This is a genomic window from Stenotrophomonas beteli (genome assembly GCF_001431665.1).
Classification (GTDB): Bacteria; Pseudomonadota; Gammaproteobacteria; order Xanthomonadales; family Xanthomonadaceae; genus Stenotrophomonas; species Stenotrophomonas beteli.
On sequence record NZ_LLXV01000053.1, the window covers coordinates 59532 to 83571 of the forward strand.

The 24040-nt window shown below is 67.6% G+C and carries 22 protein-coding genes and 1 pseudogene; 9 read left to right on the forward strand and 14 right to left on the reverse strand.

The window, feature by feature from the left end; all coding sequences use genetic code 11:
• Nucleotides 1-29 precede the first annotated feature (29 nt).
• Nucleotides 30-1337 (forward strand): polyhydroxyalkanoate depolymerase, encoded by a 1308-nt coding sequence (locus tag ARC23_RS13755; RefSeq protein ID WP_057497715.1) that lies wholly within the window; start codon nt 30-32, stop codon nt 1335-1337.
• Nucleotides 1338-1446: 109 nt separating this feature from the next.
• Here ARC23_RS13755 and ARC23_RS13760 read toward each other — a convergent pair whose 3' ends face one another.
• The gene (locus tag ARC23_RS13760; RefSeq protein ID WP_057497716.1) at nt 1447-2436 is read right to left on the reverse strand and encodes a sensor domain-containing protein; all 990 of its coding nucleotides are present in this window, start codon (nt 2434-2436) and stop codon (nt 1447-1449) included.
• The gene (locus ARC23_RS13765) at nt 2433-2798 is read right to left on the reverse strand and encodes a PadR family transcriptional regulator (RefSeq protein ID WP_004150914.1); all 366 of its coding nucleotides are present in this window, start codon (nt 2796-2798) and stop codon (nt 2433-2435) included. The genes ARC23_RS13760 and ARC23_RS13765 overlap by 4 nt, the downstream gene beginning before the upstream one ends.
• Before the next feature lie 136 nt (nt 2799-2934).
• Between ARC23_RS13765 and ARC23_RS13770 the strand changes: the two genes are divergently transcribed.
• Complete coding sequence (locus ARC23_RS13770) at nt 2935-3837, forward strand: peptidylprolyl isomerase (RefSeq protein ID WP_057497717.1); 903 nt, start codon at nt 2935-2937, stop codon at nt 3835-3837.
• A 563-nt stretch (nt 3838-4400) separates the two neighbouring features.
• Here ARC23_RS13770 and ARC23_RS13780 read toward each other — a convergent pair.
• Nucleotides 4401-5273: a DMT family transporter gene (locus tag ARC23_RS13780; protein ID WP_057497719.1), complete on the reverse strand. Its 873-nt coding sequence runs from the start codon at nt 5271-5273 to the stop codon at nt 4401-4403.
• Nucleotides 5274-5388: 115 nt separating this feature from the next.
• Here ARC23_RS13780 and ARC23_RS13785 point away from each other — a divergent pair, with 115 nt between their 5' ends.
• Both ARC23_RS13785 and ARC23_RS13790 read left to right on the forward strand, forming a co-directional pair.
• Nucleotides 5389-6333: a LysR substrate-binding domain-containing protein gene (locus ARC23_RS13785; RefSeq protein WP_057497720.1), complete on the forward strand. Its 945-nt coding sequence runs from the start codon at nt 5389-5391 to the stop codon at nt 6331-6333.
• Nucleotides 6334-6401: 68 nt separating this feature from the next.
• Nucleotides 6402-6695 carry a hypothetical protein gene (locus ARC23_RS13790; RefSeq protein WP_057497721.1) on the forward strand — a complete coding sequence of 98 codons (294 nt, stop codon included), beginning with the start codon at nt 6402-6404 and terminating at the stop codon, nt 6693-6695.
• A gap of 31 nt (nt 6696-6726) precedes the next feature.
• Here the strand turns inward: ARC23_RS13790 and ARC23_RS13795 are convergent, their stop codons facing one another.
• Both ARC23_RS13795 and ARC23_RS13800 read right to left on the reverse strand, forming a co-directional pair.
• The gene (locus ARC23_RS13795) at nt 6727-7458 is read right to left on the reverse strand and encodes a DUF4349 domain-containing protein (protein ID WP_057497742.1); all 732 of its coding nucleotides are present in this window, start codon (nt 7456-7458) and stop codon (nt 6727-6729) included.
• An 80-nt stretch (nt 7459-7538) separates the two neighbouring features.
• Entirely contained in the window at nt 7539-7895 is a 357-nt protein-coding gene (locus ARC23_RS13800) for a GFA family protein (RefSeq protein WP_057497722.1), read from the reverse strand.
• Between the two features lie 111 nt (nt 7896-8006).
• Here ARC23_RS13800 and ARC23_RS13805 point away from each other — a divergent pair, with 111 nt between their 5' ends.
• Nucleotides 8007-9815: a DUF885 domain-containing protein gene (locus ARC23_RS13805; RefSeq protein ID WP_057497723.1), complete on the forward strand. Its 1809-nt coding sequence runs from the start codon at nt 8007-8009 to the stop codon at nt 9813-9815.
• Nucleotides 9816-9882: 67 nt separating this feature from the next.
• Here ARC23_RS13805 and ARC23_RS13810 read toward each other — a convergent pair whose 3' ends face one another.
• Nucleotides 9883-10119 carry a hypothetical protein gene (locus tag ARC23_RS13810; protein ID WP_057497743.1) on the reverse strand — a complete coding sequence of 79 codons (237 nt, stop codon included), beginning with the start codon at nt 10117-10119 and terminating at the stop codon, nt 9883-9885.
• 164 nt (nt 10120-10283) lie between these two features.
• Between ARC23_RS13810 and ARC23_RS13815 the strand changes: the two genes are divergently transcribed.
• The gene (locus ARC23_RS13815; protein WP_057497724.1) at nt 10284-11282 is read left to right on the forward strand and encodes a polysaccharide lyase; all 999 of its coding nucleotides are present in this window, start codon (nt 10284-10286) and stop codon (nt 11280-11282) included.
• A gap of 9 nt (nt 11283-11291) precedes the next feature.
• On the opposite strand, the gene agp is transcribed toward ARC23_RS13815, so the two are convergent.
• The 3 genes from agp to ARC23_RS13830 all read right to left on the reverse strand — a co-directional run bounded on the left by agp (nt 11292) and on the right by ARC23_RS13830 (nt 16130).
• Entirely contained in the window at nt 11292-12515 is a 1224-nt protein-coding gene (agp, locus tag ARC23_RS13820) for a bifunctional glucose-1-phosphatase/inositol phosphatase (RefSeq protein ID WP_057497725.1), read from the reverse strand.
• A 64-nt stretch (nt 12516-12579) separates the two neighbouring features.
• A complete protein-coding gene (smrA, locus tag ARC23_RS13825; RefSeq protein WP_057497726.1) occupies nt 12580-14412 on the reverse strand; it encodes a multidrug efflux ABC transporter SmrA in 1833 nt (610 codons plus the stop codon).
• A gap of 155 nt (nt 14413-14567) precedes the next feature.
• On the reverse strand, nt 14568-16130 hold the full coding sequence (locus ARC23_RS13830) for a serine hydrolase (protein WP_057497727.1): 1563 nt from the start codon (nt 16128-16130) through the stop codon (nt 14568-14570).
• 110 nt (nt 16131-16240) lie between these two features.
• On the opposite strand from ARC23_RS13830, the gene ARC23_RS13835 reads away from it, so the two are divergent.
• Complete coding sequence (locus tag ARC23_RS13835) at nt 16241-16684, forward strand: VOC family protein (protein WP_057497728.1); 444 nt, start codon at nt 16241-16243, stop codon at nt 16682-16684.
• Nucleotides 16681-17556 carry a DUF72 domain-containing protein gene (locus ARC23_RS13840; protein WP_057497729.1) on the forward strand — a complete coding sequence of 292 codons (876 nt, stop codon included), beginning with the start codon at nt 16681-16683 and terminating at the stop codon, nt 17554-17556. Before ARC23_RS13835 ends, ARC23_RS13840 begins: the two co-directional genes overlap by 4 nt.
• On the opposite strand, the gene ARC23_RS13845 is transcribed toward ARC23_RS13840, so the two are convergent.
• Nucleotides 17477-18091: a Pr6Pr family membrane protein gene (locus ARC23_RS13845; protein WP_057497730.1), complete on the reverse strand. Its 615-nt coding sequence runs from the start codon at nt 18089-18091 to the stop codon at nt 17477-17479. The two genes, ARC23_RS13840 and ARC23_RS13845, sit on opposite strands and share 80 nt — an antisense overlap.
• Before the next feature lie 78 nt (nt 18092-18169).
• Between ARC23_RS13845 and ARC23_RS13850 the strand changes: the two genes are divergently transcribed.
• On the forward strand, nt 18170-19117 hold the full coding sequence (locus ARC23_RS13850; RefSeq protein ID WP_057497731.1) for a DMT family transporter: 948 nt from the start codon (nt 18170-18172) through the stop codon (nt 19115-19117).
• Nucleotides 19118-19145: 28 nt separating this feature from the next.
• On the opposite strand, the pseudogene ARC23_RS13855 reads toward ARC23_RS13850, so the two are convergent.
• The 4 genes and pseudogenes from ARC23_RS13855 to ARC23_RS13870 form a co-directional block, all read right to left on the reverse strand.
• A pseudogene (locus ARC23_RS13855) lies at nt 19146-20306 on the reverse strand (AAA family ATPase).
• 118 nt (nt 20307-20424) lie between these two features.
• On the reverse strand, nt 20425-21495 hold the full coding sequence (locus ARC23_RS13860) for a sensor domain-containing diguanylate cyclase (RefSeq protein WP_057497732.1): 1071 nt from the start codon (nt 21493-21495) through the stop codon (nt 20425-20427).
• Nucleotides 21496-21583: 88 nt separating this feature from the next.
• Nucleotides 21584-22306: a pseudouridine synthase gene (locus ARC23_RS13865; RefSeq protein ID WP_057497733.1), complete on the reverse strand. Its 723-nt coding sequence runs from the start codon at nt 22304-22306 to the stop codon at nt 21584-21586.
• A 34-nt stretch (nt 22307-22340) separates the two neighbouring features.
• Nucleotides 22341-24005 (reverse strand): sensor domain-containing diguanylate cyclase, encoded by a 1665-nt coding sequence (locus ARC23_RS13870; RefSeq protein ID WP_057497734.1) that lies wholly within the window; start codon nt 24003-24005, stop codon nt 22341-22343.
• Nucleotides 24006-24040: the final 35 nt, after the last annotated feature.

Sequence of the window (24040 nt, forward strand, 5' to 3'; positions counted from 1 at the left end):
CAACATATGACCATACATATTCGGTCGTCATGCTCTATCAACTGCACGAACTGACCCGCAACCTGCTCGCCCCCTGGGTGCACCAGGCCCAGGCCAACGCCAAGTTCTTCGCCAACCCGGGCCACTGGTGGTCGCAGATGCCGGGTGCCGATCGCCTGGCCGCGGTCAACGAGCTGTTCCATCGCATCGGCAAGGATTACGAGAAGCCCGAGTGGGGCATCAACGAAATCGACGTCGATGGCGAGCGCGTGCCGATCGTGGTGCACGAGGAAGTGAGCAAGCCGTTCTGCAGGCTGCTGCGCTTCAAGCGCCACAGCAACGAAGCCGACCAGCTGCACACCATGCTCAACCAGCCGTTCGTGCTGGTGGTGGCGCCGCTGTCCGGCCACCACGCCACGCTGCTGCGCGATACCGTGCGCACCCTGCTGCGCGACCACCGCGTGTACGTCACCGACTGGGTGGACGCGCGCATGGTGCCGGCCAGTGAAGGCGAGTTCGGCCTGGATGACTACATCGCCTACATCCAGGAATTCATCCGCCATCTGGGCGTCGAACGCCTGCACGTGGTCAGCGTGTGCCAGCCGACCGTGCCGGTGCTGGCTGCGGTTTCACTGATGGCCAGCCGTGGCGAGCCGACGCCGCGCACGCTGGTGATGATGGGTGGCCCGATCGATGCGCGCTGCAGCCCCACCGCAGTGAACAACCTGGCCACGCAGAACCCGCTGTCGTGGTTCGAGAACAACGTCATCCACACCGTTCCGCCGAGCTATCCCGGCGCCGGCCGCCGCGTGTATCCCGGCTTCCTGCAGCACGCCGGCTTCCTGTCGATGAACCCGAGCCGCCACTTCAGCTCGCACTGGGATTTCTACACCGATCTGGTCAAGGGCGACCTGGAAGACGCCGACGCGCATCGTCGTTTCTACGACGAGTACAACGCGGTGCTGGACATGCCGGCCAAGTACTACCTGGACACCATCCGCGTGGTGTTCCAGGACTTCCTGCTGCCGCGCGGCGAGTGGGTGGTCAACGGCGAGAAGGTCGATCCGTCGGCGATCCGCGATACCGCGCTGCTGAGCATCGAAGGCGAGCTGGACGACATCGCCGGCCTTGGCCAGACCGAAGCGGCGCAGGCGCTGTGCACCGGCATTGCTGCTGACCGGCGCGAGCATTTCATCGTCGAAGGTGCAGGCCACTACGGCATCTTCAGCGGCCGCCGCTGGCGCGAAGTGGTGTACCCGAAGGTTCGCGACTTCTTCGCCGCGCACGCCGAAGCCCCGGCCGCCAAGGCCACGAAGAAGAAGAGCAACGTCACCCCGTTGCGGCGGAAGGCGGGCTGATTCCCGGCAGGGGCCGGATCCCTTTCCAACGGAAAGGGCTCTGGCCCCAGCATGATGGGATCCGGGGCCAGAGCCCTGTTCTGCGAACAGGGATCCGACCCCTGGCCTGTTACAACCGCACCAGCAGGTTCTTGGCGATCAACCCATGCAGCCTGCCGATGCCACGCGCCAGGTGCATCGTCAGCACCAGCAGCAGCGCGCCCACGGCCGCCACCACGATCGCCACCAGCGGCGAGGCCGCCATCGGCAGCACATTCACGTCGTTGATGTACACGCCCGGGATGTCGCCACTGAAGATCGCCGCGACCGGCGCCCAGATCAGGCTCAGCGACAGCGACAGCAGCGTCACCGCGATGGTGAAGTAGATGATGCCCAGCGGCAGCATCAGCACGAAGTACAGCAGGGTCAGCCAGGTGCGGCCGTCGGTGAACATGTCACCGATGCGCTGCAGCCACGTGCGGCTGCGGTCGGTGTAACGCGGACGACGCGGCATGCGTTCGCCCAGCAACGCTTCCACCAGCCGCCCTTCCAGCAGCGCCAGCCCGCGCACCGAGCCGAAGAACAGCACGGTCAGCGGAATGCCGACGATCAGGATCAACAGGCCGAGCGAGAGCGACAGGCCGGTCACCACCCAGGTGAAGAAGAAGATGCCGGTGGCCAGCGACAGCAGCATGTAGAACAGCGCGCCGTAGGTATGCGGATCGGTCACCACGCCGAAGAAACGCGCCAGCAGCGAACGCGGCGCCGGCGCCGGCGGCGGCGCCGCCGGTTCGACGCCACTGGCTTCGGCCGCCGCACGCAGCACCGGCGCGGTATCCGCGCGCGGCGTACGCAGCGCGCGGTTCACCGTCACTTCGGTCTCGCGGTAGATGTCGGCCACTTCGTCCGGCGCGCCATAGCTGCCGGCAACATCGGCGATCACCTCGGCCTCGCTGCGGCCGGGCTGCGCCGCCAGCTCCGAACGCAGGTATTCCTCGGCGTCATACAGCGCGTCCTGCACCATCGCCGGATCGGCGCCTTCCAGCGCCGCGCGCAGCTGCGCCAGGTACTGCGGGATGGTCGTGGGCAGGGCTCGGCCTGCCAGGCTCGGGTCGTTCATTGCGGTACCCCCTCCAACACGGAATCGACGGAATCGCGGGTGGCCTGCCAGGCCTGGCGCCACTGCGCCAGCACCTCGCGGCCACGTTCATTGATGCGGTAGTAGCGTCGCGGCGGCCCGCTGCTGGACGGCTCCACATGGCTTTCCAGCAGCCCGGCGCCCTCCAGGTTGCGCAACACCGGGTACAGCGCGCTCTGCTTGCCGCTCAGCACGCCCTCGCCCACCCGCTCCAGCTCCTTGGCAATGAGGTAGCCGTACAGCGGCTCCCCGGCTCGGGCCAGCACCGCCAGCAGGGCCAGCGACACCGTCCCGGCGCTGAGTTCCTTCTGGAACTTCTTCAGGTGGACATCGTCCTCGGACATGACCGGGCCTCCACTACGTTTAAGTCCACAGTAGTGCGAACTTCGGTATAGCGAATGTGTCGTTAGTCACTCTGCCGGTTGGCGCGGCTGCGCGGCTCACGCAGAATCGAAGCCTCGTTCATGTTCCGGGGTTCCCATGCCGCACCGCCGTTGCCTTGCCCTGACCGCCCTCGCCCTGTCCTGCCTGCTGCCCGCCCTCGCCAGCGCGGCCACGCCCTACCGCAGCCCGCAGCAGATCCTCGACGCCTCGGCGGCCAGCGACTGGCGCACCCCGGACCCGGCCAACCTGCTGTACATGGACCTGCCGGCCGGTCGGGTCATCATCGAGCTGGCACCGCAGTTCGCCCCGCGCCATGTCGCCAATATCCAGACCTTCGCCCACGAGCATTTCTGGGACGGCACCAGCATCTACCGCTCGCAGGACAACTTCGTGGTGCAGTTCGGCGATGCCGACGCCGATGACGCAGCCAAGGCCAAGCCGTTCGGCAGTGCCGCGCGCAAGCTGCCGGCCGAGTTCGAACGCGCCAGCGCCGGCCTGAAGGTCAGCGTGCTGCCGGATCGCGATGGCTGGGCCGCGCAGACCGGTTTCGTCGACGGCTTCCCGGTCGGCCAGGACCCGCGAGCCGGCAAGGCCTGGCTGGCGCACTGCTACGGCATGCTGGGCGCGGGCCGCAGCAACGATGAGGACAGCAGCATCGGCGCCGAACTGTACGTGGTGACCGGGCAGTCGCCGCGCCAGCTGGACCGCAACATCACCCTGGTCGGCCGCGTACTGAAGGGCATGGAACTGCTCAGCGCAACGCCGCGCGGCCCGGCGCCGATGGGCTTCTACACCGACCCGAAGCTGCGTACGCCGATCGTATCGATCCGCCGCGCCAGCGACGTACCGGCGGCCGAGCGCACGCCGATCCAGGTACTGCGTACCGACTCGAAGACCTTCGCCGATACGGTGGAGGCACGGCGCAATCGCGTGGATGATTTCTACAAGCGCCCGGCGGGGCATATCGATCTTTGCAATATTCCGGTGCCGGTGAAGTAACGCCGTCGCGGGTTCTGCGCGTGGCGCGTGCTGAAGGTGCTTCATCGTTCATGGGCGTTACTTTTCTTTGTACGCAAAGAAAAGTAACCAAAAGAAACGTTCCGCCGGCCGCGAGCCGGTGCTGCGCACCGGTGCCCTGCGCTCCTCGGCCCGTCGAGGGACGGCGCGGGAACTCGCTGCGCTCAGACACCCGCGCCTCTTCGCCCTCGCCGGACCTGCGGTGCTCGGCTCGCTCAAGGCGGACTGGAAGGTCAAGATCAACAGCAAAAGCATCCACACATTGCGTGGATCTTCTGGGTGCAGCTGTGGCCTTTGAACTGGGTCCGCCTTGAGCGAGCCGAGCATCGCAGGGGAATCAGGGGCGAAGAGGTGCCGATGTCTGAGCGCAGCGAGTTCGGCGCCGTCCCCTGATTCACCGAGAAGCGCAGGGGACCGGCGTGCGAAGCACGGCGGCTCGCGACCTGGCGGCGCGTTTCTTTTGGTTACTTTTCTTTTCGCGCGAAAAGAAAAGTGACGCCCATGTAAGGTGAAGCGCCTTCAGCACGCGCCACGTGCAAAACACCTCAGCCCTTTTGGCTCACCGCCACGCTCCCCAGAATCAACGCACCCGCAATCAGCATCTGCACCGTCACCGCCTCACCCAGGAACAACCAAGCAAACGCCGCGCCGAACAGCGGAATCAGGTAGGTCACCGTCGATGCACGTGACGGGCCGATACGGCCGATCAGGCGGTAGAACATCAGGAACGCCAGGCCGGTGCAGGCCACGCCCAGTGCGACGGCCGCGCCCCAGGCCTTCAGCGGAATCGCCGCCTGCGGCCAATGGCTCACCGCCATCGGCAGCATCCACAGCGAGGCACACGACAGCGTTGCCGCCGCTGCTGCCGCCGACGGCAGCCCGGTCATGTGCCGCTTCACCAGGTTTACGCCCAGGCCGTACAGCAGCGAAGCCGCCGCACCGGCGATCACTGCGGTACCAATGCTGAGGCCGGACACTTTCGCCGTGGCCAGCACCACCACCCCGGCAAAGCCGACCAGCAGCGCACCGGCGCGGCGCATGCCGATCTTCTCGCCGAAGAACAGGAAGGCAATCAGCGCAGCGAACAGCACGGTCATCGCATTGCAGATCGCGCCGATTGCGGCCGGTGCCTGCTCGGCGGCATAGGCAAACAGCACGAACGGCAGTGCCGAGTTGATCAGGCCGATCGGTGCGAGCCACAGCCAGCGCCGCGGCGGGAACTGCGCGCGGGCGCGCCACAGGAACGGCAGCAGCACCAGCGCGCCCAGCACCAGCCGCACCTCGACCAGCGCGAACGGGCCGAATGACGGCACCGCCACCCGCATGAACAGGAATGAGCAGCCCCAGATGGCGCCCAGCAGGGTCAATTCCAGCGGCGTGCGCCAGTCGCGCTCGGCCGCCTGTGGGACCGCATTCATATCCTGCCTCCGTCCATCGTCTGTTCCTCGCCAAGGCAGACAGGATCAGACGCAGACGCCCGCCGCACAAGCGCGTAGTATCGCTGCCAGCCACAAATCTGGCTTGAGGCTGGACATGCAGCTACGCCCTTCCCTGCTCCCCGCGCTGGCCGTGTTCGCGGTCGCCGCGCGCCACCAGAACTTCGCCCAGGCCGCGCAGGAGCTGCACCTGACCGCCAGCGCGGTCAGCCATCACGTGCGCCGCCTGGAGGAGGTGCTGGAAACGCGCCTGTTCCTGCGCCATGCCCGCGGCGTGCGCCTGACCGCCGAAGGCCGGCAGCTGGCCGACGCCGCCAGTGCGGCCTTCAGCGATGTCGCGGCCGTCGCCCATCACCTGCATCCGGACGCGGACAGCGTGCCGCTGCGGATCAGCACGCTGCGGTCGTTGTCATACTGCTGGCTGCTGCCTCGGCTGCCGCGCTTCACCCAGGCCCACCCGCACATCCGCATCGAGCTGCATACCGGCAGCGGGCTGGATCGCTACGACGACAATGGGCCGGAGGTCGGCATCCGCTACGGCCTGGGACAGTGGCCGGGCCTGCATGCGCAGCACCTGATGGACGACTATCTGTTCCCGGTGGCCTCACCGGCGCTGGCCGGGGTCGAACCGTTGGATGATCCGGCGCGCATCGCCGAGCTGCCGCTGCTGACCGACCTGTCGCCGCAGGGCTGGCGCGACTGGTTCCGCCATGCCGGTGTGCGCCCGCCCTCCCCACTGCCGCCAATGCATACCTTCGCCGACAGTACCGATGCGATGCGTGCGGCGGTGTACGGCATGGGCGCGGTGCTGGCGCGCACCCACATCGCCCAGCCCTACCTGCAGCGCTACGAAGTGGTGCGCCTGCCAGGACCCGCGTTGAAGGCCCGCTATGCCTACTACGTGGTGCACGCCGAAGCGCAGCCGCCCAGCCCGGCCGCGCGCCTGTTCATCGACTGGCTGCTGGAGCAGGCACAGGACGAGCGCACGCCGATTCCCGCGTTGCCGGACAGCCTGCTCGGGCGCCCGGCCACGCGCGGCTGACTGCGCCCTCACCCGCTCTTTGCTTCGCGCTGGCTAGGCTGCAGTCGAACCCACAACGTACCTATGCCATGGCCATGCTGCGACTGCGCATCACCGGAACCGAAGACGACGCCCGCGCCATCAGCGACCTGCTGCTCGGCCTGGACGGCATCGAACATGTCGAGGAAACCGACGACCTGATGCCGCACATGGACGACGACGATTCCAGCTCGGCCGGGCTGTCCGATGACATCGGCCCGGGCATCCATGAGCTGGAAGTGGAAGTCGGCAACGAAAACACCGCGCAGAAGGTGCGCGACGCAGTGCAGGAACTGGCACTGGAGCTGGATGTATTCGTCGAGTACGAGACCGACGAGGGCTGATGCCGGCTGGCTGCCGGCATCAGCCATTAGCTCAGGGGTGGGGTGGCAGCGTGCGACGGCGGCGGCGCCACCACACCCGCACACCCCAGGCTGCGATCAAGGCCAGCACAGCCACCGGCAGCAAGGCAGCCACCGCACGGATCAGGAACGCGATACTGCCGCTGAGGATGCTGCCCGACTCGCTCAGCGCCTCGCCGATCTCGCTGCGGCTGCGCTGGCCCGAGGTGGTGTCGAAGTGGATCGTCACCAGCTGGGTATCGATGCGCCGGCGCTGCTGCGCGGCATCCTTGTTGGCCTGCTCGACACCCGCTTCGATCTCCGACAGGCGCGTGGTGATCGCCATCAGGTCTTCAATCTTCAGGTCCTTGCGGTCCTGGTAGGACAGCAGCCGCGCGTGTTCCTTCTCCAGCCGCGCCTTGGTCAGCGCGGTGTCGGCCACGGCCTGCGCGAGGTCCTCGGCGCGCGTGTTGCGCGACTGCAGCGTGCCACCCTCACCGGCCATCGCGATCAACGGCTCGGCACCCTTCGGGGCGATGCGCACCTTGACCTCGCCGCTGGGCTGCTCGCCACTACGCTGATCGACCTGCAGCACCGCGCAATCGCCGAATTTCGCGCTCTGGCAGGCCTGGGCGATCTGCTGGATGCGCGGTGCGATCTGTGCCGCCTCCAGCTGCACCTGCACGTCGTGTTCGTAGGCGAGGAATGCGCCTTCCGGCGAAGCGATGGCAGCCTCGGCGGCCGTGGCGCCCGCATCCGCCGCCATGTCACCGTGCTTGGCGCAGGCGCCCAGCGCCAGCAACAGTACCGGTATCGCCAGGCGGCGCGTCCACGCGTTCCCGCGCGTCACAGTGCGGCTCCGTCGTAGGAAGTCACCGAAAGCCCTGCCAGATCCACGGCAGGCACGCAGCGCACGTTCACCGCCACCATCGGCGTGCCGGTGCGCGGGTCCACTGCTTCGCTGTAGGGCGCGATGCCGCACTCGCGGCAATGGTGATGGTCGATGTGCGCCTTGTTGAAGTGGTAGGTGGCCACGTCCGCCGGATCGGTGCTCAGCTGGAACGCCTCACGCGGGGCAAACCACAACAGGCCGCCGCGGCGGCGGCACATCGAGCAGTTGCAGTCGAGGACGTCGCTGATCGGCGCCTCGGCCTGTACGGTGAATGCGATCCTGCCGCAATGGCAGCTTCCCTGGTATTGCATGTCCTGCGCTCCGCTGGAGGTCCTTGTGCCGCCCATGGTAATCCTATGGCACGGGGACAAAGCAGCCCCGGCGGCCTATGCTCGGGGTTTGACCCCTGTACAGGAACGCCGATGCGCCCGCATCTTCTTGCCCTCGCCCTGGTCGCCGCCCTGGCCGGTTGCCAGCCGGCCGACGCCCCGACCAACGCTTCCACCCCGGCCGCCAGCCAGCAGGCCGGTGACGCGGCGGTCGATGCCGCCTTCGCCGATCTGTCCAAGCGCGCCCTGGATACCTGGATGCAGCTGTCGCCAGTCAGCGCCACCCAGATCGGTGACCACCGCTACGACAGCGAGCTGGACGACCTGAGCGCCGCCGGCCAGCAGAAGACCGTGGCCGCCTACAAGGCGCTGCTTGGCGAGCTGGACAAGATCGAGGTGGCCAAGCTGGGCCGCGAGAACCAGGTGGACGCGGCGATCCTGCGCAACCAGCTGCAATCGGAAATCTGGAACGCTGAAGTGCTGCAGTCCGGCAAGTGGGACCCGCAGCTGTACAACGGCATCGCCGGCAGCGCGATCTACGGCCTGATGGCGCGCGAATTCGCGCCACTGCCGGAGCGCCTGAAGTCGGCCACTGCACGCATGGAGAAGCTGCCGGCGATCTTCGCCCAGGCCCGCGAGAACCTGGATCCGGCCCGCGTGCCAAAGATCCACGCCGAGACCGTGGCCAAGCAGAACAAGGGCATCCTCAGCATCGTCGATACCTTCATCACTCCGCATATCGGTGAACTGCCGCAGGCCGACCAGCAGCGCCTGCAGGCGGCCATCGAGGGCCTGAAGAAGGCGGTGGACGAGCAGCAGACCTGGCTGGACAAGACCCTGGTGCCGAATGCCAAGGGCGACTTCCGCATCGGTGCGGAAAAGTACGACCAGAAGCTGAAGTTCGCGCTGAGCTCCTCGCTGTCGCGCCAGGAGATCGGTGAGCGTGCACGCGCCGAACTCAAGCGCGTGCGCGAAGACATGTACGGCATCGCGCAGACCGTACTGAAGGACAAGCCGGGTGCGCCGGAGATGCCGGCCCAGCCGACCGACGAACAGCAGCAGAAGGCGATCGAGGCCGCACTGGAACTGGCCTACGCCGACAAGCCGGCGCGCGACAAGGTGGTCGACGACGCCAAGGCCGCGCTGGAGCAGTCCACCGCCTTCGTGCGCGAGCACGACCTGATGACGCTGCCGGACGCGCCGGTGGACATCATCCTGATGCCGGAATTCCAGCGTGGCGTGGCCGTGGCCTACTGCGATTCGCCCGGCCCGCTGGACAAGAACCTGAAGACCTTCTACGCCGTGTCGCCGATTCCGGACGACTGGAACGAGAAGCAGGTTGACTCGTTCCTGCGTGAGTACAACTCGCGCATGATCCACCTGCTGAGCATCCACGAAGGCACCCCGGGCCACTACCTGGAAGGCTGGCACTCGGCCAAGTTCCCCTCCACCCTGCGTGCGGTACTGCGTTCGGGCCTGTTCGCCGAAGGCTGGGCGGTCTACACCGAGCGCATGATGCAGGAGCAGGGCTACCTCGACAACGACCCGCTGTTCCACCTGGTGCAGCTGAAGTTCTACCTGCGCACGATCTCCAACGCGATCCTCGACCAGGGCGTGCACGTGGACAACTGGGATCGCGAGAAGGCGATGCACCTGATGACCCACGACGCGTTCCAGCAGGAAAGCGAAGCGGCCGGCAAGTGGGTGCGCGCGCAGCTGACCTCGGCGCAGCTGCCGACCTACTTCGTCGGTGCGCAGGAACACTTCGACACCCGCAAGGCGGTGCAGGAGAAGCTGGGCGACACGTTCAACCTGAAGGCGTACCACGACCAGGTACTGTCCTACGGCGCACCGCCGGTGCGTTTCGCACGCCAGCTGATGCTGGACCAGCCGATCGAGTGATCGGGGCGATGTGAGTTGCAACGGAGCGGCCCGGGGAGACCCGGGCCGTTTTGTTTCAACTGCCGGATCAGAGCAGATGGATGTACATTTTCTTCGAGCCCAGCCGCAGATCCACGAAGTACTCGGCACCACAGCCACGACAGGCTGCAGGGCAATCCTCATCGCTGCCCCGCTCCTTTTCCAATGAGCCAGCCACTACCGGGTATCCGCACTCGAAACAGTTGAAGGCCACATGGTTGCCATGCGGGTCAGCAGGGATCTGGTCACCCTCGCCGTCCATCACGAGAAAATCCGTGATTCTCATCGCCACTCCCTCCCGCTGAATTGATGACGACAGGCTAGCCAACTCCTGAGCTTCAGGCGCCGCCCCGGCCCTGAATACCTGCAAACCGGGCCTGTGCGGCCTCACAGCTGGCAAACGACTCCGGGCGCATCGTTCGCACGGCCTTCCCTTCTCTGCAGGTTCCAATGCGCACCCTAGCGCTACGCTTCGGCCTACTTTCCGCTGGCTTGGCGGCCGCCCCTGGCTACGCCGCCTGCCCCTCGCCACCGGCTGGATACCCCGACATCCGCGCCCTGGGCTACTACACCGACAAGGCTGGATCGGTGATCGACCCGGTATTGCACCAGCAGAACAAGGACGCCACGGCGCCGCTGGACCGCTACGCCGCCGACCTGGCGCGCATGAGCGATGACTACCTGCGCAGCAGTGACCCGGCAGCGGCGCAGTGCACGCTGAGCTGGTTGGGCGCGTGGGCCGACGACGGCGCCATGCTCGGGCAGATGATCCGGGTCAACAACGATCAGTCGTTCTACATGCGGCAGTGGATGCTCGATGCGGTAGCCATGGCCTACCTGAAGGTGCATGACCAGGCCGACCTGCGGCAGCGCGCGCGCATCGATCCATGGCTACGGCAGCTGGCGCGCGCCAATCTGAGCTACTGGGACAACCCGAAACGGCGCCGCAACAACCACTACTACTGGGGCGGGCTGGGCGTGCTGGCCACCGGCCTGGCCACCGACGACGATGCCCTGTGGCAGGCAGGCCACGCGGCATTCCAGAAAGGCATCGATGACATCCAGGACGATGGCAGCCTGCCGCTGGAGATGGCCCGTGGACAGCGTGCCCTCCACTACCACGACTATGCATTGGCGCCGCTGGTGATGATGGCCGAGCTGGCGCGGCTGCACGGCCAGGACTGGTACGCCAGCGGGGATCACGCCATCGACCGCCTTGCCCGCCGCGTCATCGAAGGCAGCAAGGACCCTGCATGGTTCAACGAACACACCGGCGTGGCACAGCTGCCGCTGCAGGCCAGCGGCTGGGTCGAGTTCTACCGGTTGCGATCACCGGATGGCGGCCTGTTCGATGCCGCGCATGCGCGCGGACCGTTCCATTCGCCACGGCTGGGCGGCGACCTTACGTTGATGGCTGCGCAGGGCATCGTGCGCACGCCGCTGCGTTAGCAGCGTGCCTCAGCGCGCTGCCGGATGCAGCAGGCGTTGGAACTCGGCGACAGTGCACCCCTGCGCCGCGCAGCTAGGTATGCGCAGTGCCACGTGGCCCGGCGGCTGCGCCTCGGTCAGCGGCCGCGCATCACGCAGCTGCGCGGTGGTTGGGTAGACGTAGGCCAGGCGGATCCGCTCGCCACCGCTTTGGCGGTCACGCCAACGCTCGAACTGCAGCAGGCCGCCGATCGGCGTCTTCTCGTACAGGCCCGGCAGCGTGTAGTCACTGATTCCCAACGCCGCCAGTACCGAACCAATATTGGAATCGTGACCAACCAGCAGCATCACCTTCGGCGCGGCCGGATCCTCCAACAACGCGTCCACGCGTGCCAGCAACGGTCCGGCCACATCCCGCGCCACCTCGGGCGTTCCGAACAGGATGTCCTGGTAGCGGTTGCGGATCTGCGCCAGCGCCTGCCACTGCGCCTCGGTATTCAACCGTCCCCAGCCTTCGCGCTTAACACCGCTTCCCTGGTAGTGCTCCATCAGCAGGGCATCGACCAGCCCGCTGGCCAGGGCCAACGAACCGGACGCGCGTGGTTCCCTGCCCGGTTCCGCACTGAAGGTCGTGTCGGCCGGCATCAGATGGCAATCGCTGCGCCCCGCACATGCCGCCGACTGAGGATAGCGGGTGATCTCCTCCACCACGGACAGTGCCGGTGCCAGATCGGACGCGGACAGCGCCTGCTGCATTGCCGCCAGCGCCCGCTTGCGGAAGGCCGCGTCATCGTTGTGGATCACCGGGTCAAACAGAGGGTCCATGGTGCCCAGCGGCATGCGTTGCTCGACCGCAACATGACAGCCTGGGAAGGCACCGGCAACGAAGAACTGCGCGGTGGCCTGGGTACGCTGCAAGCTGTTGGCATGGGCGTGGAAGTCAGCCGGCTGCGGGCAACCCGAGGCCGGCAACAGCTGTGCCTGACGCAGCCACTGGCCCATGTAGCGGCCCATGTAGACCTCCAGCACGCCGCCCTTGGTGGTCAGCTCGCCTGCGCCCACGTCCCAGCGCGGCCAGCGCTCCGGCGTGGCATGAGCAAGGGCGCCCGACGCCACCACCGGCGCACGCAGGTTGTGGCGGCTGAGCAGGATGACCTGCTCGAGGGCTTCGCCTTGCACGGGTGCCGTCGCCGCAGCTGCGGCCGTTGTGGCCAAACCAAGTGCCAGCAGCAGAGGGCGCAGGCATCGGATCATGCAGGTCTCCTGAGACCGCTGGGGTCAGAGCCCTTTCCTCCGGAAAGGATCCGCCCGCAAACCCTCATTGATCAGCGGCCACGAAACCGCCGGTCTGTCGCGCCCACAAGCGCGCGTACAGGCCACCGGCGGCGATCAGTTCGGCATGGCTGCCGGTCTCGACGATGCGGCCCTGATCCATCACCACCAACCGATCCATCCGCGCGATGGTCGACAGCCGGTGCGCGATCGCGATCACTGTCTTGCCGCCCATCAGCTCATCCAGGCTGTCCTGGATCGCCGCTTCCACTTCCGAGTCCAGCGCCGAGGTCGCTTCGTCCAGCACCAGGATCGGGGCATCCTTCAGCAGCACGCGGGCGATGGCGATGCGCTGGCGCTGGCCACCTGACAGCTTCACGCCACGCTCGCCGACATGCGCGTCGTAGCCACGACGCCCCTGCCCGTCCACCAGCGTGTCGATGAAGGCTTCGGCACGCGCCTTGGCCACGGCTGCGCGCAGCTGCGCATCGGTCGCGTCGGGACGGCCGTACAGCAGGTTGTCGCGGATCGAGCGATGCAGCAGCGAGGTGTCCTGGGTGACCACGCCGATCTGCTGGCGCAGGCTTTCCTGGGTGACGTACGCAATGTCCTGGCCGTCGATCAGGATGCGCCCGCTTTCCAGGTCGTACAGGCGCAGCAGCACGTTGACCAGGGTCGACTTGCCGGCACCGGAAGGACCGACCAGGCCGATCTTCTCGCCCGGCTTCACCACCAGGTCGAGGCCTGCGATCACGCCGCCCTTCTTGCCGTAGTGGAAGTGGATGTCCTGGAAATGCACGCCACCACGGGTCACCTGCAACGGCACCGCATCCTCGCGATCCTGCACCGTCAGCGGCTGGGCGATGGTGGTGATACCGTCCTGCACCGTGCCGATGTCCTCGAAGATGCCGTTGATGGTCCACATGATCCAGCCGGACATGTTGTGGATGCGGATCACCAGGCCGGTCGCCAGGGTGATTGCACCGACGGTGATGTGGCCGCCATTCCACAGCCACAGCGCCAGCCCACAGGTACCGGCGATCAGGAAACCGTTGACGATGGCGATGGTCAGGTCCATGCCGGTGGTCACCCGGGTCTGCGCGCGGTGCTTGACCGCCAGTTCCTGGATCGACTCGGCCACGTAGGCCTGCTCGCGCCCGCCATGGGCGAACAGCTTCAACGTGGGAATGTTGGTGTAGCCATCGACGATGCGGCCCATCGCCTTGGAACGCGCCTCGGACGCAATCCAGGCCCGTTCCTTCGCGCGCGGCACGAAGTACACCAGGATCACCGCGTAGGCCAGCAGCCACAGGATCAGCGGCACCATCAGCCGCCAGTCGGCCTGCGCGAACAGGTACAGCGCGGTGCCGGTGTAGACCACGATGTACCAGAGCGAATCGACCATCTGCACCGCCGATTCGCGCAGCGAGGTGCCGGTCTGCATCACCCGGTTGGCCACGCTGCCGGCAAAGTCGTTCTGGAAGAAGCTCAGGCTCTGCCGCACCACGTAGTTGTGCATCAGCCAGCGCGAGCGGTTGCTCAGGCCGGGCACGATCGCCTGGTTGACCAGCAGGTTGTGCAGGCCGACCAGGATCGGCCGCGCGATGACCGTGATGAACAGCATCCAGCCCAGTTCATTGGCGTGGCGCCTGAAGAAGTCGGCGCCGGGCCGTTCGGCGACCATGTCGACAATGCGGCCCAGGTAATCGAACATCGCCACTTCCACCAGCGCCAGCAGCAGGCCGGCGATCAGCGTGGCCAGCAGCACGGGCCACACCGGGCGCAGGTAGTGCAGGTAGAACGGAAACACCCTGCGCGGTGGCATGCGCCCATCCACGGGCGGGAACACCGGAATCAGGGATTCAAACCAACGGAACATTGCATTCCCTCGCCATCAATAGCCGGCGGAGTATCCCACGCCGGATGTGTACGCCGGCCGACGATCGCTGCGGCTCCGGTAGTGCCGGCCGCTGGCCGGCAACCTTGCGACGTTCCGGGGATCATGAAGTTGCCGGCCAGCGGCCGGCACTACCCTCATTCTTTGACCGGGGTGAACAGCAGGTCCTGGAAATCGAAGCTGAAATCGGTCAGGTCGGAAATCGGCTGCATGCGCACCTCGCGCACCTTGCCATCCGGGTCCAGGCTGAAGTTCACGAACGCGTCGGCATTGAGCGAGCGGTCGTCCCAGCGCACGATGAAAGTGTCGTGCTGCCAGTGCTCCAGGCGCCCGCTCAGCTGCGCGGTCTTCATGAAGCGCAGGCGCAGGGCCTTGCCTTCGCCGCTGACCTGCATGTCGCCATACCAGCGGTCACGGAAGGTACCGGTGTAGCCGGCCAGCGCCAGCGATGGCCGGCTGCTCTTGTCGCGTGCGCTCTGGTGCTTGGCCCACGCCTCGTCGGCCTTGTCCTGGCCCTTCGCCACAGCCTTGGCATAGGCGTCCACCCAGTCATGCTTTTCACCGCCCAGATAGGCATCCAGCACGCTCAGGGTGATCGCGTTGAATGCCGCGCCCACCTCCTGGTTGGTCAGCACCACCACGCCGAGCTTCTCGCCCGGCACCAGGGTCAGCCGCGAGACCATGCCCGGCCAACCGCCGGTGTGCCAGACCAGCTTCTGTCCACGGTAGTCGCTCAGGCTCCAGCCTTCGCCGTAGCCGGCAAAGTTGGCCCGCGCCGGTGCCAGCTCCGGCACGCTCGGCGCCGGGATCGACTGCGGGGTGATCATCCGCCACATCTGCTGCTGGCTCTTTTCGCTGAACAGCGCGGTGCCGTCGGCCAGCTTGCCTTCGGCCAGCTGCACCTGCATCCAGCGCGCCATGTCGTGCGCGCTGGAATAGATGCCACCGGCGCCGGCATTGTTCGACCAGGTCAGCGGCGCGACAGTGCGCAGGTCCTTGAAATCGTACTTGGCGTGGCCGACCGCGGCCCTGTCACCCGGCTTGAGCTGGTCGGCGTTGTAGCGCGTCCCAGTCATGCCCACCTTGTCGAAGATGCGGGCCTGCAGGAACTGCTGGTAGCTCATGCCAGAGACATGCTCGATCACCTGCTGGGCGACCGCGTACAGGATGTTGTCGTACGCATAGCTCTCGCGGAAACCGCCCTTCAGCGGCACCCTGCCCAGCCGCTCCACCACTTCGGCATTGCTGTAGGACGTGGCGGGCCAGAACAGCAGGTCGCCGGCGCCCAGGCTCAGCCCGCTGCGGTGCGAGAGCAGGTCGCGGATCGTCATCTGCCCGGTCACGAACGGGTCGGACATGCGGAACGACGGCAGGTGGTCGATCACCTTGTCGTCCATCTTCAGCTTGCCGTCCTCAGCCAGCAGGTTCAGCGAGGTGGCGGTGAATGCCTTGGTGTTGGAGGCGATGGCGAACAGCGTGTCGGCCTGTACCGGTTCCGGCCTGCCCAGCTCGCGTACGCCCCAGCCGCGCTCCAGCACCACCTCGCCATCCTTGACCACCGCCACGGCAATGCCGGGCACGTCGAACTGCGCGCGCACGCGCTCGACGGTCGCATCCAGGTCCTGCAGCTGCTGCGGGGTTGCCGCATTGGCCATGGTCGTGCACGCCAGCAGCACGGCTCCTCCGATCCAGGTCTTCATCCAGCACCATCTCCGAACAGGGGTTGCGGCCATGTGCAGGCCGTCACCGGGGTTTCGCGGGATGGTAACGGTCTGCGGCGCACCCTGCCCTGTGCCATAGGAGGGGTGTCATGGGCGAGAACGGTCAACCGAGCAGCGGTTCCACCATCATTCCGTGCCTGCGCTACCGCGATGCACAGGCCGCCATCCACTGGCTGCAACGGGCCTTCGGCTTCCATGCCCAGGCCGTGTACGCCGATGGCGATACGGTCTTCCACGCGCAGCTGACCTTCGGCAGCGGCATGATCATGCTCGGCTCGGCCAGCAACCAGAGCGCGTGGAGCGAACACGCGGCGATGCCTGATGAAGTCGGTGGCCGCCAGACCCAGAGTGCCTGCGTGATCGTCACCGATGCCGACGCGCACTACGCACGGGCCAAGGCCGCCGGTGCCCGCATCGTCATCGACATCGCCGATCAGGACTATGGCGGCCGCGGCTATGCCTGCGCCGACCCGGAAGGCTACCTGTGGTGGTTCGGCAGCTACGACCCGTGGCGCGTGGACCACGGCCAGTGACCGCCACTGCCCGTCAGGCGGAAATCCGCTGCGGCATTGGCGGCTGGGTGTTCCCCGAATGGCGCGGCGGCGTTTTCTACCCGGCCGGCCTGCCGCAGCGTGAAGAGCTGGCACATGCCAGCCGTGCGTTGCGCTGCATCGAGATCAACGGCACCTTCTACCGCACGCCCACCGTGGCGCAGTGCGCGCAGTGGGCCGCGCAGACGCCGGCAGGCTTCCGTTTCTCGATGAAAGCACCGCGTTATCTGGTGCAGCGCCGCGACCTGTCCAGCACCGTGGAAGCGGCCACGCCGTTCCTGCAGGCGGCGCTCGCGCTCGGCGACCGGCTCGGCCCCCTGTTGTGGCAGTTTGATCCGCGCCATCCGGCCGATGCCGATGCACTGGAGGCGCTGATGGCGCAGCTGCCGAAGCAGCTGGAGGGTGTGCCGTTGCAGCACGCACTGGAGGTACGCAACGCCGAGGCACATGGCCCGGCGCTGGTCGCCGCCGCGCGTCGCCACGGCGTGGCACTGGTGATCGAGGACAGCGACGAGGCGCCGCTGCACGGCGACGTGAGTGCCGGTTTCGTCTACGCGCGGATCAAGCGCAGCCAGGCCCGCTTGAAAGAAGGACTACCGCAACCGATGCAGCAACGCTGGGCCGAGCGCGCACGACGCTGGGCGCGGGGCGAGCCGGTGGACGACCTGCCTTGCCTGGCCGGGCCTGCCCCGCAAGGCCCGCGCGAGGTCTTCCTGCTGTGCATCGGCGCCGGCAAGGCACGCAACCCGGCAGCGGCGATGGCCCTGCAGCGCCTTATCGATGGCGCCAGCGGTCCAGCCACCACAGCAGCGTCCACCCCATCACGAACACGCCCGCCACGCGCAGCACGTTGAGCAGGAAGGCCGCCAGCCCCAGGCGTTGCAGTTCGAGAAATGGATACGGTGCCTGCCCGGTCACTGCAGCAACCAGCATCGCCCAGCCGAGGTAGGCCAGCGGTACCAGCAGCACGCCGCCCAGCGCGCGCCAGCGCAGCGCGCCGTGCGGCAACAGCAGCAGCCACCCCAGCAGGAACAGCGCAGGCACGACATAGTGCAGGCCCGCATCGACCCACCATTGCAGCCCGGTCGGTTGCCACAGCCCCTGCAATGCAAGCACGTAGACGCACGCGGTCACGCCGATGCACAGCGCCAGGCCCGCCGCCACTGTCGGCTTGAGCATTCTGCCAAGGACCACCCACCCGCATCCGACGCAGACCGCCAGGTTGCTGAGGATCGTGAAATAGCCAAAGAAGCGCAGCGTCGCCACGCCGATCCCGGCCGCCGCCCCCGGCCCGCGCACCAGCAACACGTACTGCAACAGCAGTGAGGCTGTTGCCACCAGGGCAGTCAGTGCGGCCCATCCGCGCAGAAAGGAGCGATCGGTTGCCATGGCTCGGTTTCCTGGGTCGACGCCGCGAGCATGCCACAGCCATCGCCGGCGGCCGCGCGATTGCCTCACAATAGGCCGATGAGCACACCCGACACCCGCAAAGCGCTGTGGCAGATCCACTTCTGTGTCCTGCTGTGGGGCGTCACCGCCATCCTCGGCAAGCTGATCACCCTGCCCGCGCTGCCGCTGGTGTGGTGGCGCATGCTGCTGGTGACGGCGATGCTGGCCCTGCTGCCGCGGGTCTGGCGCGGCCTGCGCACCCTGCCCCTGCGCGTGGTGGCCGGCTACGCCGGCATCGGCGCGCTGGTCGCCCTGCACTGGTTGACGTTCTATGGCGCGGTGAAGCTGGCCAATGCCTCGGTGGCCGCCACCTGCATCGCGCTGGCCCCGGTGTTCACCTCGATCATCGAACCATGGGTGGCCAAGCGGCCGTTCCAGCTGCGCGAACTGGCCTTCGGCCTGGCCGTGCTGCCTGGCGTGGCGCTGGTGGTCGGCGGCGTACCCGACGGCATGCGGCTGGGCGTGCTGGTCGGCGCCATGTCAGCGTTGCTGGTGGCCGTGTTCGGCTCGCTCAACAAGCGCATGGTCAGCCATGCCGACCCGCTCACCGTCACCGCGCTGGAACTGGGCGCCGGCACGCTTACGCTGACCCTGCTGGCACCGCTGCTGCCCTACCTGCTGCCGGCACTGGCCAGCCCGTTGTGGGTGATACCAGACCTGCATGACGGCCTCCTGCTGCTGGTGCTGGCCGGCTTCTGCACGCTGCTGCCGTTTGCCCTGGCCCTGGTCGCACTGCGCCATCTCAGCGCCTACACGGTGCAGCTGGTGACCAACCTGGAGCCGGTCTACGCCGTGCTGCTGGCGGTGGTGCTGTTGCGCGAGCAGCACGAGGTCACCGCGTGGTTCTACCTGGGCGTGGCGATCATCATCGGCGCGGTCTTCCTGCACCCACTGCTGAACCGCCGCAAGCCGGTACAGCATCCGGAAATTCTCGGTACCGCCGAAGCACGCAACATCGCCGATTGAGGGCTCCGTGCGGGCGCGGATCTGCGGCTCAACGCTGTGGCCAGTGCCAGGCCGGGGCATCCAGCAGGCCCTGCCCGCGCAGCAGGGTGCGGCCCTGTTGCTTGTGCAGATGCAGCGAATGACACCCCGGCGCCTGTTCCAGTGCCGCGATCAGGCGGCTGGCGTGTGACACGACCCAAACCTGGCTGCGTGCACTGGCCGCAATGATCAACCGTGCCAGCGCTGGCAGCAGGTCCGGATGCAGGCTGCTCTCCGGTTCATTGAGCACCAGCAGGGGCGGCGGCCGCGGTGTATGCAGGGCAGCGGCCAACAACAGGAAACGCAGCGTGCCATCGGAAAGCTCGGCCATCGACAAGGGCCGCAGCAGGCCGGGCTGCTGGAAGCGCAGGGCCAGGCGCCCGTCCAGCGCCTCGAACCCGACCGTCGCCCCCGGGAACGCATCGTCCACGCTGCGCGCCAATGCGACCGGATCACCGATCTCGGCGATGGTCACTCACGCCGCCGCCAGATCGCGCCCATCGTGATGCAGCACCGGCGTGCGCGTGGCCATCGCCGGCTGGCGTGCAGGCGCATCGGCATCACTGCGGAAATGGTCGTAGAAGCGCCATCGGCGGATGTATTCGCGCAGGGCCAGGGTCTCGGGCATGCGCTGCGGATCAGCCACCTGGGTGAACAGGCTGTCGAACACGGACAGGCGGTCATCGACCCGTTCCCAGCCATGCGCATGGCGCCGTCGCACGGTCGCCCCGCGGCGATCGACCAGCAGGTTGGCGCTACGCAGGAACGGCCCCGCCCAGATCGCTTCGGCCTTGATCTGCGGATCCAGCGCGAACGCCGAACGGCTGGGCGGCGGGTAGCCGAAGTCGATGGCGTAGCCGAATTCGCCGGTGGCAAAGCCCAGCTTCAACCCCACCGAAGCCTGGCGTGGGCCGCCCTGCAGTGGGATCTCGCCCGCGACGACGCGACGGTCGATCGTTTCCGGTCCAGCCCACAGCGCCGAGCCCAGGCCACCTTCGCGGGCCAGCACGGCAGCCACCCCACCCTGCGCGGTTTCTGCCAGCAGGCGCAGTGCCCGGTACAGGCTGGATTTGCCGCTGCCGTTCTCACCAGTGATCACGTTCAACGGGTACAGAGGCAGCACCAGACCGTGCAGCGAACGGTAATGGGCGATGGCCAGGGTCTGCAGCATGGGCGCGTCCGGGGAACAGAGGCGTCCATGCTGGCGGCTTGTGATCGCAGGGGATGCGACGCGGCGTGGTTGAACCGGAACCGGCCTCCACGCAGGACGTGGATCCACCGCGCAGGGCTCAGTCGGCCCGTTCCACCCGGTTGCGGCCGTTGCCCTTGGCCCGGTACAGCGCCTGGTCGGCACGCGCCAGCGTTTCATCCACGCTCTCCCCGGCCTGGTGCTGGGCGACGCCGATGCTGATCGTGACCGGGAAGCCGAGCGGCAGGTCGGCCACCGCCAGACGCAGGAACTCGCACTGCCGTTCGGCCGCGTGCAGGTCGGTGCCGGGCATCACCGCCACGAACTCCTCGCCACCGTAGCGCGCGGCCATGCCGCGGCCGGCGAAGTGCGAGCGCAGCAGCACGCCCAGTTCGGCCAGCACCCGGTCGCCGGTGGCATGGCCCTGGAAATCGTTGATGTGCTTGAAGTGGTCGATGTCCAGCAGCGCCACGCAGGCCAGCCCCGGCTGCCCTTCGGTCGCGGCCACCGCCTGGTCCAGCGCCGCCGCCATCGCGCGGCGGTTGGGCAGCCCGGTCAGCGCATCGGTACGGCTCTGCTCGGCGAGGTCGGCGTTCTGCGCCAGCAGCACGTCCTGGTATTCGGACAGCAGGCGTTCGTAGTCGTCACGCTCGAGCATGTGCTTCTGGATGTCGAGCGCGAAGCGGCGCAGCTCCATCACCAGCATCACCTGCCGCGACAGCGCGGCCAGTGCCTCGGCCTTGTCGTGGGCCAGGTGCTGCGGCTGTGCATCGAACACGCACAGCGTGCCAAGCGGCAGGCCATCGGAGCTGATCAACGGTGCGCCGGCATAGAAGCGGATATGCGGGTCGCCGGCCACCACCGGGTTGTCATGGAAGCGGATGTCCTGCAGTGCATCCTCGACCACCATGATTTCCTGCGGCTGCAGGATGGCGTGGCCGCACATCGATTCGCTGCGCAGGTTCTCGGTCGCGTCGATGCCCTGGATCGACTTGAACCATTGCCGTTCAACATCGATCAGGGTGACCGCCGCCATCGATGTTCCGCAGACCGCCTTGGCGATCACCACCAGGTCGTCGAAGGATTTCTCACGCTCTGAATCGAGGATCCGGTAGCGGTACAGTGCCTCGAGGCGCAGGGCTTCGTTGGCGGGCTTGTCGGGCTTGATCATGCAGCGTCATGTTCCGGCAGGTCACTGCGAAGTCTAGCGGATGCTGGCCTGCAATCCGCATGTCGAGGTGGCCGGCCAGCGGCCGGCACTACCAGTCCAGCTGCTTCGGCAGCAGGCCCTGCAGCTCCTGCTCGGTCAGGTTGCGCCACTGCCCCGGCTTCAGCGCACCGATCTTGATGTTGTCGATGCGCACGCGGCGCAGCTGGGTCACGCGGTAGCCGAATTCAGCGGCCATCAGGCGGATCTGCCGGTTCAGGCCCTGCTGCAGGGTGATGCGGAAACCGAACTTGGCGATCCGCGAGGTCTTGCACGGCAGGGTCATCTGGTCGTGGATGCGCACGCCGCGGGCCATGCCGCGCAGGAACTCGTCGGTGACCGGCTTGTTCACCGCCACCAGGTACTCCTTCTGGTGGCCATTCTCGGCCCGCAGGATCTGGTTGACGATGTCGCCGTTGCTGGTCATCAGGATCAGGCCTTCCGAATCCTTGTCCAGGCGGCCGACCGGGAAGATGCGCTGTTCGTGGCCCACGAAGTCGACGATGTTGCCCTTGACCGAGCTTTCGGTGGTGCAGGTGACGCCCACCGGCTTGTTCAGCGCGATGTAGACGTGGCGGCGGGTGCCGGGCTTGCGTGCGGCGCGCGCGCGCAGCGGCTGGCCGTCGACCAGCACCTGGTCTTCCTCGCCCACCACCGCGCCGGTGCCGGCCGGGTGGCCGTTGACGGTGACCCGGCGGGCGGCGATCAGGCGATCGGCCTCGCGACGGGAGCAGAAGCCGGTGTCGGCGATATGTTTGTTGAGTCGGGTGGTCATCGCACCATTATCCGGTATCGCCGCCCGGCGCGCCTCATGCCGGTGCGGGTGGATCGAGCGTTTCACCGTCGAACACACGGTTGCGGCCGCCACGCTTGGCCGCATACATGGCATGGTCGGCCCGGCGCAGCAGGGCCGCCAGATCGTCCTCGCCCGGCCGCCACTGCGCCAGGCCGATGCTGGCGGTCACCTCCAGGCCCGGCACCTGCAGCGCCTGCCCCGCCTCGGTGATGCGCTGACGCAGCCGCTCCAGCCGCGCCGACGCGGCCTCGCGCGGCATGCCCGGCATCAGCAGCAGGAACTCCTCGCCGCCCATGCGCACCACCTGGTCCTGGCTGCGCACCGCCGCACGCAGCGCGCGCGCCACCGCCACCAGGACCTGATCGCCCACCGCATGGCCATGCCGATCGTTGATGTCCTTGAACAGATCGATGTCGAGGAATCCAATCACCAGCGGTCCGCGCTCGCGATCCACCCGCTCCAGCTGGTGGGCCAGCTGCTGCAGGCCGGCGCGGCGGTTGGGCAGCCCGGTCAGGCCATCGGTCTCGGCCAGCTGGCGCAGCTCATCGCGCTGCTGGCGCAGCCGCCCCAGGCGCTGGTTCAACGCGTAGGCGGCCATCATCAGCAGCCAGGTCACGGCCAGCTGCAGCGCCTCCACCCGGTACTCCAGCAGCCACTTCGCACGGCAGGCATCGGCGACGATCAGCACCACCATCGGCGCCAGCGCCGCCAGCCCGGCCTGCGCCCAGCGGTCGCCGCGCCACCGCGCCCACACGCCCGCGGCCAGCGCCAGGCCGCAGCCCAGCAGGTAGGACGCCTGCAGGCCGCGCGCCACCCAGGCCAGGCCATCGCGCTGCAGCCACGGCACCAGCGCCGCCACCCCCAGCAGCGCCCACAACGCCACCACCTGGACCGGGCGCGAGCGGGGCAGCAGACGATCACCACCATTGAGCCGCCACAGCGCAGGCAACACCAGCGCCTGGGTCGCTGCGGTCAGCGCCAGCAGCCACCAGGCGCCACGTTCGCCCACCGGCAGCCAGGGTTCGGGATAGCCGCTCAGGCCGCCGAGGATCGACTGCCACAGCACCATCACGGCGGTGCCGGCGATGTAGACCAGGAAACTGCGATCACGCGTGGTGAGGTAGGCCATCAACGCCGACAGCGCCAGCGCGATGGCCACCGCGATGCAGGCCGCACGCACCAGCAGCCGGGCGGTGTCGTTCTGCTGCACCGGGCTGGGCGCGCCCAGCCGCAGCGTCGGCACCCAGCGCGCCTTCAGCGGTGTCTGCCAGGAAACCAGGAAGGGTTCATGGCTGCCGGCTGCCGGCACCGCGACCAGGCCGATGCCCGCGCGGAAGCGCGAATCGCGGGTGCGTGCGTCGTGCATGTTGCCGCAGATCTCGCGATCGCCCTGCTGTACGCGCACTTCGCCCGCAAACACGTTGAACACATCCAGCGCCTGCGGCTGGCCCGACCAGCCCTCCGGCGGGGCTGGCACCCGCACCTGCTGGCGCGGTCCCTGCAGCATCTGCGGCGTACAGGCCCGGTGCGGTGTGGGTTCAGCGGTGGCGCTGCCGACCAGCAGGTAATCGTCCCCGGCGGCGGCCGGAGCGGCCTGCAGCGGCCATGACATCGCCCACCACAGCAGCAGCACGAGCCGCACCACGCTTGTTCCGTACCGCCACTGCCTGCCGCCCACGCCACGTCCTGTTGCTGCCTACGACCGCGCCCACT

Excerpts from the sequence above, each read along its gene's own strand:
- ARC23_RS13765 (WP_004150914.1), bottom strand. The coding sequence starts at position 2,798 with ATGTCCGAGGACGATGTCCACCTGAAGAAGTTCCAGAAGGAACTCAGC.
- ARC23_RS13770 (WP_057497717.1), top strand. The coding sequence starts at position 2,935 with ATGCCGCACCGCCGTTGCCTTGCCCTGACCGCCCTCGCCCTGTCCTGC.
- ARC23_RS13795 (WP_057497742.1), bottom strand. The coding sequence starts at position 7,458 with ATGGCGGCGGATGCGGGCGCCACGGCCGCCGAGGCTGCCATCGCTTCG.
- ARC23_RS13810 (WP_057497743.1), bottom strand. The coding sequence starts at position 10,119 with ATGAGAATCACGGATTTTCTCGTGATGGACGGCGAGGGTGACCAGATC.
- ARC23_RS13805 (WP_057497723.1), top strand. The coding sequence starts at position 8,007 with ATGCGCCCGCATCTTCTTGCCCTCGCCCTGGTCGCCGCCCTGGCCGGT.
- ARC23_RS13835 (WP_057497728.1), top strand. The coding sequence starts at position 16,241 with ATGGGCGAGAACGGTCAACCGAGCAGCGGTTCCACCATCATTCCGTGC.
- ARC23_RS13755 (WP_057497715.1), top strand. The coding sequence starts at position 30 with ATGCTCTATCAACTGCACGAACTGACCCGCAACCTGCTCGCCCCCTGG.
- ARC23_RS13780 (WP_057497719.1), bottom strand. The coding sequence starts at position 5,273 with ATGAATGCGGTCCCACAGGCGGCCGAGCGCGACTGGCGCACGCCGCTG.
- ARC23_RS13815 (WP_057497724.1), top strand. The coding sequence starts at position 10,284 with ATGCGCACCCTAGCGCTACGCTTCGGCCTACTTTCCGCTGGCTTGGCG.
- ARC23_RS13845 (WP_057497730.1), bottom strand. The coding sequence starts at position 18,091 with ATGGCAACCGATCGCTCCTTTCTGCGCGGATGGGCCGCACTGACTGCC.
- ARC23_RS13850 (WP_057497731.1), top strand. The coding sequence starts at position 18,170 with ATGAGCACACCCGACACCCGCAAAGCGCTGTGGCAGATCCACTTCTGT.
- ARC23_RS13785 (WP_057497720.1), top strand. The coding sequence starts at position 5,389 with ATGCAGCTACGCCCTTCCCTGCTCCCCGCGCTGGCCGTGTTCGCGGTC.
- ARC23_RS13865 (WP_057497733.1), bottom strand. The coding sequence starts at position 22,306 with ATGACCACCCGACTCAACAAACATATCGCCGACACCGGCTTCTGCTCC.
- ARC23_RS13800 (WP_057497722.1), bottom strand. The coding sequence starts at position 7,895 with ATGCAATACCAGGGAAGCTGCCATTGCGGCAGGATCGCATTCACCGTA.
- agp (WP_057497725.1), bottom strand. The coding sequence starts at position 12,515 with ATGATCCGATGCCTGCGCCCTCTGCTGCTGGCACTTGGTTTGGCCACA.
- ARC23_RS13790 (WP_057497721.1), top strand. The coding sequence starts at position 6,402 with ATGGCCATGCTGCGACTGCGCATCACCGGAACCGAAGACGACGCCCGC.
- smrA (WP_057497726.1), bottom strand. The coding sequence starts at position 14,412 with ATGTTCCGTTGGTTTGAATCCCTGATTCCGGTGTTCCCGCCCGTGGAT.
- ARC23_RS13860 (WP_057497732.1), bottom strand. The coding sequence starts at position 21,495 with ATGATCAAGCCCGACAAGCCCGCCAACGAAGCCCTGCGCCTCGAGGCA.
- ARC23_RS13760 (WP_057497716.1), bottom strand. The coding sequence starts at position 2,436 with ATGAACGACCCGAGCCTGGCAGGCCGAGCCCTGCCCACGACCATCCCG.
- ARC23_RS13830 (WP_057497727.1), bottom strand. The coding sequence starts at position 16,130 with ATGAAGACCTGGATCGGAGGAGCCGTGCTGCTGGCGTGCACGACCATG.